Origin of the sequence: Paenibacillus assamensis DSM 18201, from assembly GCF_000422445.1 — a bacterium.
Classification (GTDB): Bacteria; Bacillota; Bacilli; order Paenibacillales; family Paenibacillaceae; genus Paenibacillus_B; species Paenibacillus_B assamensis.
Genome location: NZ_AULU01000003.1, coordinates 435239 through 453231, shown reverse-complemented (window position 1 = coordinate 453231; position 17993 = coordinate 435239). Strand labels below are relative to the sequence as shown.

General features: G+C 47.1%; 16 protein-coding genes and 1 other annotated feature. Of the genes, 13 read left to right on the top strand and 3 right to left on the bottom strand.

Features of this window, described 5'->3' with window-relative positions:
- Window positions 1-27: 27 nt before the first annotated feature.
- Complete coding sequence (gene ku / locus H580_RS26945; protein WP_084508827.1) at window positions 28-1437, bottom strand: non-homologous end joining protein Ku; 1410 nt, start codon at window positions 1435-1437, stop codon at window positions 28-30.
- 330 nt (window positions 1438-1767) lie between these two features.
- On the opposite strand from ku, the gene H580_RS0101950 reads away from it, so the two are divergent.
- The 5 genes from H580_RS0101950 (at window position 1768) to tsaD (ending at window position 5364) form a co-directional block, all read left to right on the top strand.
- Window positions 1768-1959 carry an H-type small acid-soluble spore protein gene (locus H580_RS0101950; protein ID WP_028593298.1) on the top strand — a complete coding sequence of 64 codons (192 nt, stop codon included), beginning with the start codon at window positions 1768-1770 and terminating at the stop codon, window positions 1957-1959.
- 299 nt (window positions 1960-2258) lie between these two features.
- Window positions 2259-2735, top strand: a complete 477-nt coding sequence (gene tsaE, locus H580_RS0101945) for a tRNA (adenosine(37)-N6)-threonylcarbamoyltransferase complex ATPase subunit type 1 TsaE (protein ID WP_028593297.1) — start codon at window positions 2259-2261, stop codon at window positions 2733-2735.
- Window positions 2736-2739: 4 nt separating this feature from the next.
- Window positions 2740-3594 (top strand): tRNA (adenosine(37)-N6)-threonylcarbamoyltransferase complex dimerization subunit type 1 TsaB, encoded by an 855-nt coding sequence (tsaB, locus tag H580_RS0101940; protein ID WP_028593296.1) that lies wholly within the window; start codon window positions 2740-2742, stop codon window positions 3592-3594.
- 158 nt (window positions 3595-3752) lie between these two features.
- A complete protein-coding gene (gene rimI / locus H580_RS0101935; protein ID WP_245583461.1) occupies window positions 3753-4244 on the top strand; it encodes a ribosomal protein S18-alanine N-acetyltransferase in 492 nt (163 codons plus the stop codon).
- Between the two features lie 76 nt (window positions 4245-4320).
- Complete coding sequence (gene tsaD / locus H580_RS0101930; protein ID WP_051217195.1) at window positions 4321-5364, top strand: tRNA (adenosine(37)-N6)-threonylcarbamoyltransferase complex transferase subunit TsaD; 1044 nt, start codon at window positions 4321-4323, stop codon at window positions 5362-5364.
- Between the two features lie 146 nt (window positions 5365-5510).
- Here tsaD and H580_RS0101925 read toward each other — a convergent pair whose 3' ends face one another.
- The gene (locus tag H580_RS0101925; protein WP_342663173.1) at window positions 5511-6299 is read right to left on the bottom strand and encodes an alpha/beta fold hydrolase; all 789 of its coding nucleotides are present in this window, start codon (window positions 6297-6299) and stop codon (window positions 5511-5513) included.
- Between the two features lie 1065 nt (window positions 6300-7364).
- Window positions 7365-7619: a binding site (T-box leader), on the top strand.
- Window positions 7620-7690: 71 nt separating this feature from the next.
- Here H580_RS0101925 and H580_RS0101915 point away from each other — a divergent pair.
- Entirely contained in the window at window positions 7691-9301 is a 1611-nt protein-coding gene (locus tag H580_RS0101915) for a 2-isopropylmalate synthase (RefSeq protein WP_245583460.1), read from the top strand.
- Between the two features lie 530 nt (window positions 9302-9831).
- Here H580_RS0101915 and H580_RS0101910 read toward each other — a convergent pair.
- Window positions 9832-11817 (bottom strand): ABC-F family ATP-binding cassette domain-containing protein, encoded by a 1986-nt coding sequence (locus tag H580_RS0101910; RefSeq protein WP_028593290.1) that lies wholly within the window; start codon window positions 11815-11817, stop codon window positions 9832-9834.
- Between the two features lie 221 nt (window positions 11818-12038).
- Here H580_RS0101910 and H580_RS22990 point away from each other — a divergent pair, with 221 nt between their 5' ends.
- From H580_RS22990 to groL, 7 genes are all read left to right on the top strand, one after another.
- Window positions 12039-12716: a 5-formyltetrahydrofolate cyclo-ligase gene (locus H580_RS22990; RefSeq protein ID WP_051217147.1), complete on the top strand. Its 678-nt coding sequence runs from the start codon at window positions 12039-12041 to the stop codon at window positions 12714-12716.
- Between the two features lie 3 nt (window positions 12717-12719).
- Window positions 12720-13202 (top strand): cyclic pyranopterin monophosphate synthase MoaC, encoded by a 483-nt coding sequence (gene moaC / locus H580_RS0101900; protein ID WP_028593289.1) that lies wholly within the window; start codon window positions 12720-12722, stop codon window positions 13200-13202.
- Window positions 13203-13229: 27 nt separating this feature from the next.
- Complete coding sequence (locus H580_RS0101895) at window positions 13230-13721, top strand: MogA/MoaB family molybdenum cofactor biosynthesis protein (protein ID WP_028593288.1); 492 nt, start codon at window positions 13230-13232, stop codon at window positions 13719-13721.
- 155 nt (window positions 13722-13876) lie between these two features.
- Entirely contained in the window at window positions 13877-14176 is a 300-nt protein-coding gene (locus H580_RS22985; RefSeq protein WP_036604299.1) for a twin-arginine translocase TatA/TatE family subunit, read from the top strand.
- A gap of 123 nt (window positions 14177-14299) precedes the next feature.
- Entirely contained in the window at window positions 14300-15082 is a 783-nt protein-coding gene (gene tatC / locus H580_RS0101885) for a twin-arginine translocase subunit TatC (RefSeq protein WP_028593287.1), read from the top strand.
- 325 nt (window positions 15083-15407) lie between these two features.
- Window positions 15408-15689, top strand: a complete 282-nt coding sequence (gene groES / locus H580_RS0101880; protein ID WP_028593286.1) for a co-chaperone GroES — start codon at window positions 15408-15410, stop codon at window positions 15687-15689.
- 93 nt (window positions 15690-15782) lie between these two features.
- Window positions 15783-17411 carry a chaperonin GroEL gene (gene groL, locus H580_RS0101875; protein ID WP_028593285.1) on the top strand — a complete coding sequence of 543 codons (1629 nt, stop codon included), beginning with the start codon at window positions 15783-15785 and terminating at the stop codon, window positions 17409-17411.
- Window positions 17412-17993 lie beyond the last annotated feature (582 nt).

The window sequence follows — 17993 nt, the reverse complement described above, 5'->3', positions numbered from 1 at the left end:
CGCACTGCAGTGCGTGAGCGGGGCGCCCTAGGCATGCGCCTCGCTCTTGCGTCGCCGTGTGCGCCGCGCAGGCTTAGCGGCAGCGCTCTCGTCAGCAGCAGCCGCAGGGCTTGCTGCTGTTTCAGGCGCAGCTTCAGCTGCTTGCATGCGCCGACGACGCGTGCTGCGCGGCTTCGCAGCGCTGGCATCAACCGGGCCAGCGCTTGCAGCGTTCGCGCTGTGCACTGCCTTCGCTGAGGCGCCGCTATCAAGAGCGGCAGCTCCAGCTGTAAGCACCTCAGGCGCAGCTTTCGCTGTGCGCTTGCGTGCACCTGCAGCGCCAGCAGCCGCGTTCGCGCGTGCAGCTGCGTTCGCAGTCGTCGCTGCGCTTGCGGCGATATGCTCGCCCGTGAAGCTAGCCGCTCCCGTAAGGGAGGTTGCACCAGCTTCCGCAGTTGCATTTGCTTTGCGCCCGCGACCACGTCCACTTGCCGCTGCGCGGTTGTCCACTGGAGCAGCGCTGTTGCTCGCTGGAGCCGCGCCTGTGCCAGAGGCAGCCTTGCGCCGGCGTGGCTTAACAGCAGTGTTTTTTGCGCCAGCGGTTTCACTGGCATTAGCTGCACCCAATGGTTGCGCCCCCGCCGCCGTAATTCCTGCGTCTGTCGCTATCATGGCAGGTGCCATTCCCGGCATCGTAGCTTGGATGCTCGCCTGCAACGCCGCCATCAGGTCGACAATAGGTGTCTCCTGATGAAGCTGAGGAGCAGCTTTCACTTCTTTGCCAGCTATTTTTTGCTGAATGCGTGAGAGGAGTCGCTCACGATACTCGTCCTTATATTTATGTGGTTCAAAAGAAGTGGATAATTGGCCAATTAGCAGTTTCGCCATCTCCAACTCCTTGTCGTTAACTTGTACCTGTGCGGGTACATTTGGAACTGCGCTGGATACGCGTATTTCATCTGGAAAATGCATCGTCTCCATAACGAGACAATTATCGATAACTCTTATGGCAGCCAAGCTGCTTTTGGCTCGCAGCGTAACACGAGCGATGCCAATTTTATTTGTATGCCTAAGCGCTTCACGAAGCAATTGATAAGCATTCATTCCAGCTTGATCAGGTGATAAATAATAAGTCTTCTGATAATAAATGGGATCAATGTCCTGCAAGTCGACGAAGTCTTGAATGGCAATGGAACGGCTGGCTTCTTCTTGAAGTGCGTCTAATTCTTCTTTATCAAATAGCACGAAATGACCTGTCTCGTACTCATATCCTTTAACAATGTCGCCCCAAGGCACTTCTGTATCGCAAACCGGGCATTCCCGAATATAAGATAGAGGGCTGCCGCATTTGTTATGAATCATACGCAGCGAAATGTCCTTATCTTCGGTGGCCGTATGCATTTTAACTGGGACATGGACAAGGCCGAAGCTAATAGCCCCTTTCCACACCGTATGCATGTTTTTCCCTCCTTTTTATGGGATAGGCTTTAGAATGGGTATGAAGATCAAGACTGCACGTTAATGCTGTTAGTATGAGATTCGTGGAGGAAGTCAACACGGGTAAGTGTTGGATGCCCGTTTGGATACAAGTACATGCCATATAAGAACACGCTACATGCATGATCTTGAATGATTGGGAGACGTTATTAATGCTGGCAATAGAAGTGAACATAATGAATCAAAGTGTAGAGCTAGAGCCATTCTTTTAACCATTGAATATGAAAGCGACAAGAAAGACTAAAAAGGTAACTACGATGCGTTTTAGCAAGATGAAGGAGGAAGCAGCCAATGAATGTTAATCGAGCCAAGGAAATTTATGATTCACCAAGCAATTTCGTTGTACAGCTAGACGGGGAGCACTCTGTGTGGATTGAAAGTGTGGATGTTGCCAACGGGATGGCTACGGTTCAAGTGGGTACAAATCCTGCGGATACACAAACGGTATCCGTTGAACGATTGAAGGAAGAAAGCCATCAATAATTTCTCATGCTAGTTAATGGTACAGATTAATATCACAGATGAAGGAGAAGGTCGAGGCTGTCCTTGCACGATAAGGGAGCTTAGGCAATGTGAAATCCTTCATCTGTTTATTTGCGTTTATGAAATAAAGTCTACCTCAGGAAATTTCCTCCTCCACATTGCGGCGTCTTCTGTAAATTCCTTGCGGCAACACTTTATGCACCGATATAATATAGAAATACAATTGAGCAGCCAGCTAATGATGAAATGGAGAAAAGGTACAGCTGACCGCTGTTCAGTAAACGTTTGGAGTGAACGCAATGCAATCAGTGGAAATGACCTATCTATCAAATAGTGAAGCAGATACGGTAAAATTGGCAGAGCATCTGGCTAAAAAATGCCGACCAGGTGCTGTTATTGCGCTTGACGGGGATTTGGGAGCAGGCAAAACACGCTTTTCGCAGGCGTTTGCCAAGGCCTTAGGCGTGAATGAGGTCGTGAACAGCCCGACATTTACAATTATTAAAGAATACGAAGGCAGCGAAATGGCTTTTTATCATATGGACGTTTATCGTGTTGGCATGGCTGAGGCGGATGAACTTGGCTTGGATGAATATTTCTACGGAGATGGAGTAACGATTGTGGAGTGGTCGAGCATTATTACACCATTGCTGCCACCTCAATATTTGCATTTATTCATTCAATATGAAGGAGAGCAGAGCCGTTCTATACGTTTGACGGCATACGGCGAGCCATTTGCGACACAGTTGAACGAGATAAAGTGGAGAGGAATTTAATCTAATGCATACAAAAAAAATGTTGGCCTTCGATACGTCGACAGCTACGATGGCAGCTGCGCTGTTGGAAGGGACGAGCATTATAAATACAATCCAGTCCTCGGAGGAACGTAATCATTCGATTAGACTCAATCCAACGATGCAGGCAATGTTGACGGAACAAGGTTGGACAGGCAGCCAAGTCGATGGTATTGCAGTTGGTATCGGGCCAGGTTCTTATACAGGCGTGCGTATTTCGGTGACCGCAGCAAAAACGCTGGCATGGGCATGGCGTAAACCGGTTGTTGGCGTATCTAGCTTGCATGCACTTGCGTTGAGCGGGATTGCTGCTGCTGCGCAAGGGGAGAAAGCGAACGTACTTGTAGCGGAAAAAAATACAAATGACCAAGATCTCTCTATTGCTTGCAGCGCACCTGTACGTATTTATCCAATTATGGATGCACGTCGTGGTCAAGTATATACAGCTGCATTTGATATCAATGGACAACCGCTGATAAAGCATGTAATAACAGGCAGCTTATCGATAGAGGAAGCGTGTACTCGTCAATCAGCAGATGGCATTCGTATGTTAGTAGATGTTGCGGATGAAGCAGCACAAGCACTGGAGAACAATCCAGAGCTGCATATTATTTTCGCTGGAGATGTCGATCAGCACCGGGCCAAGTTGGAGGAGCTGAAGACTGCATTTGGCCACCGTGTCCATCTAGAATCATCACCTATAGACGCTGCATGGATAGGGATACTCGGTCTTGCGCGTCTGCTTGCAGGCGATACAGATGAAGTTCATCGCTTGGAGCCGAACTACACTCAATTGACCGAAGCCGAAACCAAGCTGAAGCAGCAACAGCAGGGGCAATAAAACGGGATAATCGGTATTAAATACTAATAGGATCAACTGTCTTCGAGAGATAGTCTTTCGACCATGCACCATTTCATTTGCACCTTGAATAATGGTTGGAGCAGCCTATCTCAGTAGGATTAGAATCGAATACATGCTAGATAAGGAGCGTGAACTCAGTGGAACAAGCAAGCCTTCATACTGAGCCTGCACGAGTAAGGCCAATGACGGTCGCAGATATTGAGGCTGTACAGATCGTGGAGCAAGCTTCGTTCACGCTGCCATGGACGAATGATGCGTTTTACAATGAGCTGACAAACAATATTTTTGCACATTATTGGGTCATTGAAGAAAATAGTACGATCATTGCCTATGCAGGCATGTGGACAGTAATTGATGAAGCGCATGTTACAAACATTGCCGTTCATCCTGACAGCAGAGGACACGGTTATGGGGAGCAGCTTATGCAGACACTCATCACAGAAGCTGCTGCACAGGGTATGAATAAAATGACGCTTGAAGTGCGTGTCACAAACGAAGTGGCTCAGCGCTTGTATCGTAAATATGATTTTGAACCTGCAGGTGTCCGTAAAGGCTATTATTCTGATAATAACGAAGATGCGCTCATTATGTGGACGAATATCGATCAATTACGTGCAAGTAGTTACTAGCTTAAAGAGCTTAAAGGTGGGAAAGCAAACGGTGAATGAGAAAGTTACAGGTAGTATCGTTAACGGCAACAGTGATATAAGCATTTCAACGCCGTCGGATAAGCCTATTTATATATTAGCAATTGAGACAAGCTGTGATGAGACGTCCGTAGCTATCGTGCGCGATGGGCATGCAGTGTTGTCGAATATGATTTCGAGTCAAATCGATGTGCATCGCCGCTTTGGCGGTGTGGTACCGGAGATTGCTTCCCGTAAGCATGTGGAAACCATCACTGTGATGATCGAGCAGGCTGTGGAGGAAGCGGGCATTTCATTGGAAGACGTGTCAGCGATCGCTGTCACACAGGGCCCAGGGCTAGTAGGAGCTTTGCTTGTTGGAATTGTAGCTGCTAAGTCGCTAGCTATGGCCCTTAACATTCCGCTTATCGGAACTCATCATATCGCAGGTCATATTTATGCGAATCAGCTTACGGCAAAGATTGAATATCCTTGTATGGCTCTTGTAGTATCAGGTGGACATACGGAGCTTGTTCATATTGAAAATGAAGGACAGTTCAAACTGATCGGACGCACGCGAGATGATGCAGTAGGCGAAGCTTACGACAAAGTCGCTCGTGCAGCTAATCTTCCATACCCGGGAGGACCGCATATCGATAAGCTTGCTTGTGAAGCAGAAGAAGTGGTAGAAATGCCTCGCTCTTGGTTGGAACCTGACAGCTATGACTTCAGCTTCAGTGGATTGAAGTCAGCCGTGCTTAACGTTGTGAACCAGTCGAAAATGAAAGGCAATGAGCCTAACTATTCGGCTATCGCTCGCGGCTTCCAAGAGTCTGTCATCGACGTACTTGTTGGCAAAGCGATGCGTGCTGTTAAGGAATATGATGCTAAGCAGCTTCTACTGTGCGGTGGCGTAGCTGCGAACAAAGGCCTGCGCGCTGAACTGACAGCTCGCTGCGAAGCGGAAGGTGTGCCATTGCTCGTGCCGCCGATGGAATATTGCACAGATAATGCGGCGATGATTGGTGCGGCTGGATATTTGAAATGGAAACAGCAAGACTTCTCGTCACTCGATTTTAACGCACATCCAACGTTCTCCTTGGAGGGTTGGTCTGTAAAATAGATTTAGACAATCCCCAGTTCCGTTCCTAACGAAGCTGGGGATTTTTCTTGTGTAAATAGAGCACAGTATTATATTTATTTTTGATTTGTTTGCAACAAGCGGACAAGCTTTATTGATGATAGTAGTATCGAAGTAGTATCCATCTTTTACACTCGTGTTTCCTGCTCAGTAATCCAGTTCTCCATACAGTCATTCAACATGATAGCATTCTTTGTTGGAATTTGATGCTTTGCTTTTGGAATCCAAATAAGTTTGCTGTTTTGCAAATACCGCTGTAGTTTTACTGCATACCGATGAAAACTTTTGTCCTTTTTTCCGTACACGAGCAGCACAGGGGCCTGAATCTGGTGCAATTGATCCGTGCAGCTGTAATCTAGGGAGTAACGGTAATATTCGTACCAATTGTCGCTATTTCCCTGTTGTGAAGAGCGATATAAATTGCGAAATGTTATGAGGTTGTCCGCATTTCCCCACGTAATGACCAATCTAAGAAACGATTTTAATTTAGAGCGGCTGAGTGCAATTGCTGTAGCCATTCTAAGTCTTAAATATATATCGCTAGCTTCTGACATACCACTTACAAGTATACCTCCAAGAAAGCGTTCTGGAGCAGTCAACAGTGCGTGCAGCGCTACACCGCCACCTGTTGAGTAGCCGCACACATACGCCTGTTTTATGTTAAGAGCGTCCATCAATTTCAGCATATCCTGTACGATGAGCGGATAGGTGACTGGCTCGAACGAACGCTCACTGGAACCGTGGCCTCGGATGTCGAACGTAATGACTTGAAAATGGTTTGATAGCTGGGTCGCTTGATAATCGAAGTTGTCCGACGTTAGCAGCGGTGGATGGATAAACATAATAGGTACGCCTTGCCCTTGAACCTGATAGTAAAGGGAGGTATCGTTTACGTTGATGTTTGGCAACGGGTTCACCTCTTCTTAATAGTTGATAGTTGTTCAGGCTAAGCAAAAGATGCCCGACATCGCTTCTTTTTATCCGTGCATGAGCGTGCTATTAATAGTGAAAATAGTAAGTCCCTTTAGGTGCATGATGGATGTTGAATCTGTTGATCATTTTTTTGAGACAATGTAATTGACTATTCATGATTGGGGTACTATAATAATCAACAAACCTTTTCCGAATAATTGGAAAAAGAATAATGCAAACGCTGTGACAAGGAACAGTAGAAGTGTGAAGCCTTCAGAGAGCCGCAGTACGGTGCGATGCGGTAGGTGGATAACGTTGAACTCGCCTTGGAGCGGAGCGAGCGAAGGATTAGGCAGTTAATGTGAATTATGCTAGATCTAGATGCCGACATGAGCATCTAAGTATCTTTCAAAGAGCATGATGAACTAGAACCTCCTTCTGTGTAGTTCGCTACGGAAGCCCCCGTCATCAGGCACGCGCACGGTCGATGTCCGGACATGGGACGTGTGCGGTGGAGCGGGTGAAGTTTGTCTTTTCGCGAAAGACAGCTCACCAACGAGAGTGGTACCACGGCAGCAGCAGCCTGTCGTCTCTTTATAAGAGACGGCGGGCTTTTTTTGTATTTTGTATGTATGAGGGACTGAACTGCTAAATTGAATGTACTAGTTCTGATTCTGAGCAGAAGAGGGAAGATGAATCAAAAATAAAACCCAGCTTCATTCATGCTTCGACTAGAAAATTTGTTCTTCTAACGTGGACAATATACTGAAATGTCTATAAAAAGGTGGACACCAGGCACAATGTAGTTGTTAGCTGCTCCAAATAAAATCCTAGCTATATGTGGTGTCTAATTTCGAATGATGTGCTGTATATGGTAGACCGAAAGTCTGAGCAGACTATATCTTTTAACAAAAGACTGTCCACTATTGGAAAGACATTTTTCATCAACAATCCACGATAAACGGACAAATGAACAGCACATCAACGAATCAAATGTATAAGTTACTTACAACAAGCAGTATGGCAAAACAGCTTCAATATATAACCGATAGCTTATGAAACGAACATAAATACACGCAATGAACAGGAGTAGTAGAGTGATACTGCCTTACAGAGAGCTGCGGGTCGGTGCGACGCAGTAGGGAGACGTTTGAACTCGCCTGGGAGCAAGAGTGGCTGATAGTAGCTGTCGCAACATGCGACAAGTTGGAGCAGGCCGTTCCGGAACCTCGCCGTTATGAGGATAAGGGGGAATGCGCGGCTGTTGATGCAGCCAGGACGTGTTCCAACAAGAGTGGTACCGCGGCAGGTCTGTCGTCTCTTAGGAGATGGCAGGCCTGTTTTTTTGTACCTGAGGCAAGCAAGGCATATAAATATGAAAGCGAGGAGCATGAACATGACGAACATGATTTTTACGGGTAAAGGTCCAGTAACGAACGAGGCAAAGAGACGCATTACGATTTTCGATACGACGTTGAGAGACGGGGAACAAGCGCCAGGCGCCGCACTTCAATTCGAGCAGAAGCTGCTGCTCGCAGATAAATTGGTTCGCTTGGGCGTAGATGTGCTGGAGCCTGGATTCCCTGTCTCCAGTCCAGGGGAATTCGAAGCCGTGCAGCGCATTTCCCGCCTTTATCCGCAGATTGAAGTCTGCGGATTCGCGCGTGCCGTGCGCGGGGATATCGACGCGGCAGTCCAAGCAACCGCAGATGCGGAAAAGCGCCGCATCCACTTGTTCATCTCCGCGTCTGACATTCACCTCACGCATCAGCTGCGCATGACGCGTGCCGAAGTCAAACAGCGCGCTCGCGAAATGGTCGCCTACGCGCGTCAATTCGTCGACTGCGTCGAGTTCAGCGCGATGGATGCGACGCGCGCTGACCAGAGCTACTTGGCGGAGCTAGTAGAAGCCGCCATCGAGGAAGGCGCCGGCATTATTAACTTGCCTGACACGGTCGGGTATGCCATGCCGCATGAATTCGGCGAAATGTTCCGTTTCGTTCGCCGGGAAGCGCGTGGCGCTGAGAACGTATGCTTCAGCGCACACTGCCACAACGATCTTGGCCTTGCTGTTGCGAACAGCCTTGCCGCGATTGAAGCCGGGGCGAATCAAATTGAAGTGACCGTCAACGGTGTCGGCGAGCGTACGGGCAACTGCGCATTGGAAGAACTGGTCATGGCACTTGATACGCGCAAAGATTATTGGCAGCTTGAAACGAACGTCCAAATGGAGCATTTGTACGAAGTTTCTCGCAGCGTAAGTCGCATGATGCATATGCCAATAGCCTTTAACAAGCCAGTCGTCGGTCGCAATGCGTTCCAGCATGAGTCGGGCATCCATCAAGACGGACTGTTGAAGAACCGCAACACGTATGAAATTATGGACCCTGTCCGTCTTGGCATTCCGCATGAGCTAATCGTACTGGGCAAGCATTCAGGACGACATGCGATTAAGCACAAAGTGAGCCAGTATGGCATTGAACTGAATGCAGATCAACTTAATGATGTATACGATCGTTTCAAGCAATTTGCTGACAACCAAAAAGTTGTTACGGATCAACAATTGTTGACCTGCGTAGGTGAAGCGCTTGATCAAGAGTGGGGGCGTTTCAAGCTCGTTGATGTGCAGGTTGTGGCAGGCACCTCCCGCGCAAGAGTAGCAAGCGTGACGATCTTCAACATTCATGAACAGAAGGAGTACACGTATGCAGGTATCGGAGCAGGTCCTGTAGAGGCGCTGATTCGAGCGATGCAGCAGGCACATGGCAACGAGATTGGCTTTGAGGATTTGGAGCTGCATTCCCTTACATCTGGTGAAGAGGCAGTGGGAGAAGCCGCAGTTACGGTACAGGTGAATGGTCATTCTTATCGTGGAACGGCTGCTCATTGCGACATTATGCTTGCGATAGCAGAGGCTTATATGGCCTCTTGTAATCAAGCTTGGAGCAGTGCCGGATTATCAGAGAGCGAAGCAACGGATTCGCAGCAGTCTGCGGTACAAGGATAGATGGATGAAGCGTTCAAAAATGGTATACAGCATGCTGCTCGCGCATGATGTGCATAAATGAAACGTCCAGTGCACGCGAACATGCGAGAAAAGAGTAAAAGCGACAAAGTGTGACATTTTTCATGTGGACAATAGTTATCCACATATTAGATATTTAATGGGGAAAAGTACCATAGGGCCAATTGCCACAAGGAGTTGAATGCGAAGAAAATAGGGGATCATTTTTTCACAAAGTATTTTCAAAATTGTGGATAGTGTGCATAAAACGGTGGATAAGATTGGATATCTTGTTGAAAATGCTGGTATTAAGCGAAGTTGGCGGTGCTCATTTATGAATCGAATGTAAATAAATCCATTTTATGTTGTGAATAAAATTTACTGTCCACATTTTTCCTCCAAGTGGTGGAACATGAAAAATAGAGAGCCCGCTGTATTCTCGTAAAGAACGATTACAGTGGGCTCCTATTTTAATTACGACATTTTTCGTGGGGCATGTCAATTACACAAGGATGTACCATATCCACGTCAGATTACATACAAGCTTCCCAGTCCGCATATTGCTGTTCCAACTGAGATTTCTTCTGCTGTACTTGTTCTTGAATCTCTTGCACTCGAACATAGTCGTTATAAACTGCAGGATCAGCCAATTCCGTCTCCAACTGTTCAATTTCCGACTCCAGCTCTGCAATTTTAACTTCCAGCTGTTCCGCTTTGCGCTGGCGAGCACGTTCTTCACGCTGTTTCTGCTTGTCCAACTCGTATTGGGCAGCGCCAGAACGCCCTGCTGTATCTCCAGCACCGTCACTACTAGCAGATGAGTTAGAGGCAGGTGAAGTCGACGTGTGCACAGTAGCAGGAGGTGTCTTTCCGCGTTGCTCCAGCTCCGAAGCATCTTCTTCCAGCTCCTGCTTCTTCGTTATATAATCATCGTAGTTACCGAAGTATGAAGTGGCACCCTGTGGTGTCAATTCTACAACGCGTTCTGCCATCTTATTTAAGAAATATCGGTCGTGTGAAATGAACAGCAATGTCCCTTCGTAGTCCATTAGGGCAGCTTCTAGCACTTCCTTACTGAATAAATCAAGATGGTTCGTCGGCTCATCTAGAATGAGCATATTAGCTTGCAGCAGCATCAGCTTGGCTAAAGCTACACGAGCCTTCTCGCCGCCGCTTAGCGAGCCAACCAGCTTGAGCACATCATCTCCGCTGAATAAGAAACTGCCCAGAACCGTACGAATTCGCACTTCATCTAAGTGTGGGAATGAACTCCACACTTCTTCTAATGCCGTATTGTTCGGATTCAATGCTTCTTGTTCTTGATCATAGTAGCCAATGGATACATGCGTCCCCCATTGGAACTGCCCTTTATCCAACTTATGCTTGCCGATAAGGCTCTTGAGCAGCGTTGACTTACCAATACCGTTAGGTCCGATCAAGGCTACCGTTTCACCGCGATCGAGATTGAGATCGACATTCTTGAATAGGGTTTTGTCAGGCTCATAAGACACAGATGCATTACTCAAGCGCAGTACGTCACGTCCGCTCGTTCGTGTAATCTCAAAAGAGAATGAAGCTCGCTTCAGATCGCCTAATGGCTTGTCGATACGATCCATACGCTCCAATGCTTTACGACGGCTCTGAGCACGCTTTGTTGTCGAAGCGCGAACAATATTGCGCTGTACGAATGCTTCCATTTTCGCAATATCTTCTTGCTGCTTCTCGTATTGTTTCAATTCTTGCTCGTATTCAGCAGCTTTCAGTTCCATATATCTACTGTAATTGCCCGTGTAGCGCTTCGCATGATTGCGCTCGATCTGAACGATGCCCGTTACCATAGCATCTAAGAAGTAGCGGTCGTGAGAAACGACGAGTACAGCACCCGGATAGGAGCGAAGGTATTGCTCCAACCATGTTAGAGTATCGATGTCCAAGTGGTTCGTTGGCTCGTCCAGCAACAGGATGTCTGGCTGCTGCAGCAGCATGCGCGCCAAGGCAAGGCGGGTCTTCTGCCCGCCGCTTAACGTATGAATGAGCGTGTTCGGATCCATGGACCCGAAGCCCATACCGTGAAGAATACCGCGGACGCGAGCTTCCATAGCATAGCCGTTCTGCTCCCGGAACCAATCGGATCGTTCTGAATAGCGGTGCATCGTTTCTTCATAACGAGCAGCATCTTGAGCCAGCTCTGGATCTGCAATTTGCTTCTCCAATTCGCGCAGTTCAGCCTCTGCTTCGATTAGATGCTGGAATACGCCTATCATTTCATCCCATATGGACAAATTGGATTGCAATCCGCTATTTTGAGCCAAGTAGCCGATTGTCGTTTCCTTTGCTTTGTATACATGCCCTGAATCGGGCGACAGCTCATCGGCAATAATTTTAAGCAGGGTAGACTTGCCCGCGCCGTTGACCCCAACTAACCCCATTCTTTCACGGGCTTGAATATGAAAAGATATATCGGTTAACACAGGCGTAATGCCGTAGTATTTCGTAACTTTGTTTACTTGAAGCAGCATACTAATTCTCCTCCGTATCACCAGCTGATTATAGTGTACATGAATTCTTGGAAAACGACCACAAACGTTCGTACATTGCTAGCCGTAGCGACGGAAGGGTGATACACTTAAAGAAGAAAATCATTCACGTGCTTATGGAAGTACTCATAAATAAACATAAACCAATGACTTCATGTGCTGCGGAAGATAGCTATGTTTAACTTGGCAGGAGGTGTGAGCTATTGGTAGAACGTAATGAAGATGTGCGTCAGCTTGCTGATTCTTCTGCTTCTTCGAAACATGCGCTCCGCGTTCAGCTAAAGTCGCGTCGATCAGCAGTGACAGTTCAAGAACGTAAGCAAGCAAGTGCCGAAGCCTGCATGCATGCTCTATGTTGGCTCGGGCAGTTACGGCAGGACGCCAATAGACCGCTGCGGGTGCTTGCCTATATGCCATTTGGACAAGAGCTGGATATCGTGCCTATGCTTACAACGCTTGTTCAAGAGGGAAATGAGGTCTATGTCCCTGTTACACATCAAGCAAACCGTGAGATGAGCTGGCATGCATGGCACCCTGAGGGCAAGATGCAGATGGGATTGTATGGCATCCAAGAGCCGGAACATACGGTTCCCGCATTAAGCGCTGAACAACTCGTTAATGTCGATGCTGTACTCGTGCCAGGGCTAGGATTCGACCTAGCTGGGGGCAGGATTGGCATGGGGGCGGGTTATTATGACCGCTTCTTAGCGAAGCTGCAGCAGGGACGCAAGGAACTGCCGTATATCGCTGCCCTTATTTATGAGTGGCAGCAGGTAGTGAATGTACCGATGGAGAACCATGATGTGCCTGTACATCTCATAATTTGCCCAGATGGTGTACAATGGACTTATGCAGGCATAGCTTGTGGGAAGGATCGGTGAAAGATGGACGTGTTGACGCATTTTAACGAGCAAGGCCATGCGAAGATGGTTGATATTACGAGCAAAGATGTTACGAAGCGCACAGCTACAGCTCGCACGACCGTTCGTATGAACCCTGTGACGCTCCAGCGTATTAAGCAAGGTCAGATCGAAAAAGGGGACGTGCTGGCGGTTGCGCAAATAGCTGGTATTATGGCTGGCAAACAGACAGCGCAATGGATTCCGATGTGCCATCCTCTTATGCTTACAGGTATGAATATTACGTTCTCAGACAACGATGAAGATACATTGACTATAGAAGCGGAAGTGAAGACGACAGGTAAGACTGGCGTCGAAATGGAAGCGCTGACGGCGGTATCCGCAGCTGCGCTTACGGTATATGATATGTGCAAAGCTCTCCAAAAAGATATCGTCATTGGACCGACTTACCTTGTTGAGAAGTCAGGCGGAAAGAATGGCGACTATCGGGTTGAGGACGAGCAGTAAGGTTAACGGTCGGGAGGAGGATTGGTTATGAATTGGAAAGTAGCGCTATTGACCGCAAGCGATAAAGGATCACGCGGTGAACGGGAAGATACGAGCGCACAGGTTATTCGTGAATTGGTAGAAGAGGAGCTGGGCGGCGTTATCGTGGACTATCGCATCGTGCCAGATGAGATGAATGATATTTCGGCCTCTCTAATTGAAATGGCGGATTATTATAAAGCAGATTTGATTCTGACCACAGGCGGTACAGGTCTTTCTCCCCGAGATGTGACACCTGAAGCGACACTAAAGGTAGTAGATCGGATTGTGCCCGGCATAGCAGAGGCAATGCGATATACGTCCATGCAGAAGACGCGCAGAGCTATGTTGTCTCGCGGTGTGTGCGGCATTCGCAATCGTACGCTCATTATCAATCTGCCAGGAAGCCCAAAAGGCGTTCATGATAACTTAATGGCCGTTATTGATCAGCTGCCTCATGCTCTAGAGGTAGCGAGCGGACGTTACCATGATCATGACTAAATCACCCCTGCCAATTTCATTTTCGTGCAAGTGCTGGCTATAAAATGATTTCTTTTGCTCATCTACAATAAAAGTTGGTATTTTATAGGTGAATGTTGTGGTATGATGATTACAGCATTTGTATGTAGACATGGGTGAAAGGAGTCGATCCAGGTATGCCATCCGGTATAGGTATTCCAGGACTTATTCTCATTTTGATCTTGGCTTTACTGCTGTTCGGACCTAACAAGCTGCCTGAGCTTGGCCGTGCATTCGGTCGGACACTTCGTGAATTCAAGGCTGGCGCACGTGATGTTATGCGAGACGATGAGGATAACAAGGGTACGGAGCGCAAGGAAGTTTCATCCGAATCCACAGTGCTGTCTTCATCTGCTAACGTTTCGAATGGACAAGCCGCTTCACTGTCCAGCGAACCGCCAAGTCAGCCCAGCACATCACGTCGCCTGCCAGAATAATTGGAATAGCCCAGCAGGTGCGATAGGGAGCTATCTGCCAGCAGAGCTGAGGCTTCCATGTTATGGTTTGTGGCGTGAAGCAGCGTTGTGCGGAATACGGCAAGAACAGGTTGGTGTGTAGGCATGTCGCAAGATACTGAACAACAGTTATCTGTTATCGAGCATATTACGGAGCTGCGCAGACGAATTATGTATATTGTGGCTGTGCTAATCGCCGGTCTTATCGGCGGTTTCTTTTTGGCGGAACCGCTGTTCCAATACGTGATTAGCCGACCTCCGGCTGATACCTACACGTTCAAGAGCTTCTCACCTTGGGACGGTGTAGGTATTTATATGAAGTTTGCATTTCTCGTCGCCTTATCGTTAACGCTCCCTTTCATCATGTATCAGCTCTGGGCATTCGTTAGTCCTGGCTTAAGGAAGCATGAGCGAAGGGCAACGTTGAAGTACATACCTTTCGTATTTGTATTGTTCATTGCAGGGATGTGCTTCGCTTACTATATTGTTGCGCCGATGGCGTTCCAGTTCACAGCGAATGTGAACCAACAGCTAGGGCTGCAAGAGCTGTATGGGATTACACATTACTTAACGTTCTTGTTTAATCTTGTATTGCCGATGGCTTTACTGTTTGAGCTGCCCTTGGTGATTATGTTTTTGACGGCTATACGGATCTTGAATCCGCTGCGGCTGCGCAAAATGCGGCGGTTTGCTTACTTCGGACTGGTTCTAATCGGGGTCTCCATATCGCCTCCGGATTTTATCTCGGATATTTTGATAACGATTCCACTTATTTTGTTATATGAATTCAGTGTGCTGTTATCTTCCTTCATCTATCGCAAGCAGTTAGCTAGAGATAAGGCGTGGGAAGAAGAGTTTGAAGCAGAACATCCGTATTCAGTAAGCTAGACACGATCTCTCAGCTCAAGCCATAACAAGCGACATTGCTTACAAGTGGCTTGGGTTGTTTTTTTTCGTACGTTTTCGGGTATGATGGTGAAGGTGTTCGTAAGCGGTGTCGGAACGTGACGGATAGGCTCGCAAGGCATTTTTATTATAAAAAATGCTGGCTTACTACTTGCAAACTAGACATAAAATCAGTATCATAGAGATTGTTATTAGCACTAACCGATTACGAGTGCTAATAATGACAAAGTGGTTTACTGGAGCGCGCTGCTTAATGTAGCTGCTGCTCTAACTATATAACCTTTCAGTTAGAAGGAGGCTATTTTTCATGATCAAACCTTTAGGAGAACGCGTATTGATCGAAGCAATCGCGAAAGAAGAAACGACTGCATTTGGTATCGTATTGCCAGATACAGCTAAGGAGAAGCCGCAAGAAGGCCGTGTAGTAGCAGTAGGCAGCGGTGCAATCAAAGACGGTCAACGTATTCCGCTTGAAGTACAAGAAGGCGATCGTGTCATCTTCTCTAAATATGCTGGCACAGAGATCAAATTCGAAGGCAAAGAGTATTTGATTATGAAAGAAAGCGACATTCACGCTATTCTTGGGTAATTGCCCGCACATACTTACTTGTAAATGAGACCGTCGAGAGCGGCGGGATAAATATAGTACGAACAATTTGAACGATTCAGGGAGGGTTTCATAATGGCTAAAGAAATCAAGTTCTCAGAAGACGCACGTCGTGCGATGCTTCGCGGTGTTGATACACTTGCTAACGCTGTTAAAGTTACACTTGGACCTAAAGGCCGCAACGTGGTATTGGAGAAGAAATTCGGATCTCCGCTTATCACGAATGACGGTGTAACAATCGCTAAAGAAATCGAGCTTGAAGATGCATTCGAGAACATGGGTGCTCAACTCGTTAAAGAAGTAGCTACGAAGACTAACGATGTTGCTGGTGACGGTACAACTACAGCTACAGTTCTTGCTCAAGCGATGATTCGCGAAGGCTTGAAGAACGTTACGGCTGGCGCGAACCCTATGGTTCTTCGCAAAGGTATCGAGAAAGCAGTTAAAGCTGCAGTAGAAGAGTTGAAGTCTATCGCGAAGCCGATCCAAGGCAAGCAAAGCATCGCTCAAGTAGCTGCAATCTCTGCTGCTGACGACGAAGTTGGCCAATTGATCGCTGAAGCGATGGAGAAGGTCGGCAAAGACGGCGTTATTACAGTAGAAGAGTCCAAAGGCTTCTCTACGGAGCTTGAAGTAGTTGAAGGTATGCAGTTCGACCGCGGCTACATCTCTCCTTACATGATTACAGACACAGACAAGATGGAAGCAGTTCTTGACAATGCATACATCTTGATTACAGATAAGAAGATCTCCAACATTCAAGAGATTCTTCCTGTTCTTGAGAAAGTGGTTCAACAAGGTAAGCAGCTTGTTATTATCGCTGAAGATCTTGAAGGCGAAGCACTTGCTACGCTTGTTGTGAACAAACTTCGCGGAACATTCACTTGCGTAGCTGTTAAAGCTCCAGGCTTCGGCGACCGTCGTAAAGCAATGTTGCAAGACATCGCTGCATTGACTGGTGGTCAAGTGATTACAGAAGAGCTTGGTCTTGAGCTGAAATCTACGACTGTGGAGCAACTTGGTTCCGCGCGTCAAATCCGCGTAACGAAAGAGAACACAATTATCGTAGACGGTAACGGTGAGAAATCCGATATCGACGCTCGCGTTAAGCAAATCCGTACGCAATTGGAAGAAACAACTTCTGAGTTCGACAAAGAGAAATTGCAAGAGCGCTTGGCTAAATTGGCTGGCGGCGTAGCAGTTATCAAAGTCGGCGCGGCTACTGAAACAGAATTGAAAGAGCGCAAGCTCCGCATCGAAGATGCTCTTAACGCAACTCGCGCAGCAGTTGAAGAGGGTATCGTAGCTGGTGGTGGTACTGCACTCTTGAACGTATACAATGCAGTTAATGCAGTTCAAGTTGGTGGCGACGAGCAAACAGGTGTTAACCTTGTATTGCGTGCTCTTGAAGCACCAGTTCGCACAATCGCTGAGAACGCTGGTCAAGAAGGCTCCGTTATCGTTGAGCGCTTGAAGAACGAGAAAGTTGGCATTGGTTACAATGCAGCTACAGGCGAGTGGGTTAACATGCTTGACACAGGTATCGTAGACCCTGCAAAAGTAACTCGTTCTGCATTGCAGCACGCTGCTTCCGTTGCAGCTATGTTCTTGACGACTGAAGCGGTAATCGCTGACAAGCCAGAAGAGAACAAACCAGGCATGCCTGATATGGGCGGCATGGGTGGCATGGGCGGCATGATGTAATAGGCTTTTGAGCCATTACGTTAGACCACTCAGCTCCTTAAATTGAGGTTATTTTGGCCTTGATTTAAGAAGCAGTCACAGTTACGAATAATAAATCAAGCAATGACCACTTCTTAATAATTCTATTAGGGAGTGGTTTTTTGTGTTGTTAAAGTTACCTAACCTCAGATGATCAAATTAATCAGATGCTTAACTTTAATAGACGTATTAGGTGCAGAGAAAAAAACTATGTTGCATATCGTGATTACATGATCAAACCCAAATATCTCATATGCTCTTGAAGAGCATGGTATTGTGCTCGATGAAATATCATGATTGAATAGAAAAAGGTTGCTTCTCAAATATAAGGAGCAACCTTTTATACTTTTCACAAGTTTTAAACTTCCTCTTTGGGAGTGAAGAACTTGAACAGCGCAATGAAGATGAGTGACAAAACAACAAGAGTCAGGGCTAATCTACCTGTGTAAAGTTCATAAAAGAGACTATATCCGTTCACAACTTTGCCTCGATAAATAGTGCTCCATATTGGAGCAAAGACAATACTATCAATCTCCTTTTGTGCTCCCCACACTAATTTAAATG

Excerpts from the sequence above, each read along its gene's own strand:
- ku (WP_084508827.1), bottom strand. The coding sequence starts at position 1,437 with ATGCATACGGTGTGGAAAGGGGCTATTAGCTTCGGCCTTGTCCATGTC.
- H580_RS0101950 (WP_028593298.1), top strand. The coding sequence starts at position 1,768 with ATGAATGTTAATCGAGCCAAGGAAATTTATGATTCACCAAGCAATTTC.
- tsaE (WP_028593297.1), top strand. The coding sequence starts at position 2,259 with ATGCAATCAGTGGAAATGACCTATCTATCAAATAGTGAAGCAGATACG.
- tsaB (WP_028593296.1), top strand. The coding sequence starts at position 2,740 with ATGCATACAAAAAAAATGTTGGCCTTCGATACGTCGACAGCTACGATG.
- H580_RS0101915 (WP_245583460.1), top strand. The coding sequence starts at position 7,691 with ATGACGAACATGATTTTTACGGGTAAAGGTCCAGTAACGAACGAGGCA.
- H580_RS0101910 (WP_028593290.1), bottom strand. The coding sequence starts at position 11,817 with ATGCTGCTTCAAGTAAACAAAGTTACGAAATACTACGGCATTACGCCT.
- moaC (WP_028593289.1), top strand. The coding sequence starts at position 12,720 with ATGGACGTGTTGACGCATTTTAACGAGCAAGGCCATGCGAAGATGGTT.
- H580_RS0101895 (WP_028593288.1), top strand. The coding sequence starts at position 13,230 with ATGAATTGGAAAGTAGCGCTATTGACCGCAAGCGATAAAGGATCACGC.
- H580_RS22985 (WP_036604299.1), top strand. The coding sequence starts at position 13,877 with ATGCCATCCGGTATAGGTATTCCAGGACTTATTCTCATTTTGATCTTG.
- tatC (WP_028593287.1), top strand. The coding sequence starts at position 14,300 with ATGTCGCAAGATACTGAACAACAGTTATCTGTTATCGAGCATATTACG.
- groES (WP_028593286.1), top strand. The coding sequence starts at position 15,408 with ATGATCAAACCTTTAGGAGAACGCGTATTGATCGAAGCAATCGCGAAA.
- groL (WP_028593285.1), top strand. The coding sequence starts at position 15,783 with ATGGCTAAAGAAATCAAGTTCTCAGAAGACGCACGTCGTGCGATGCTT.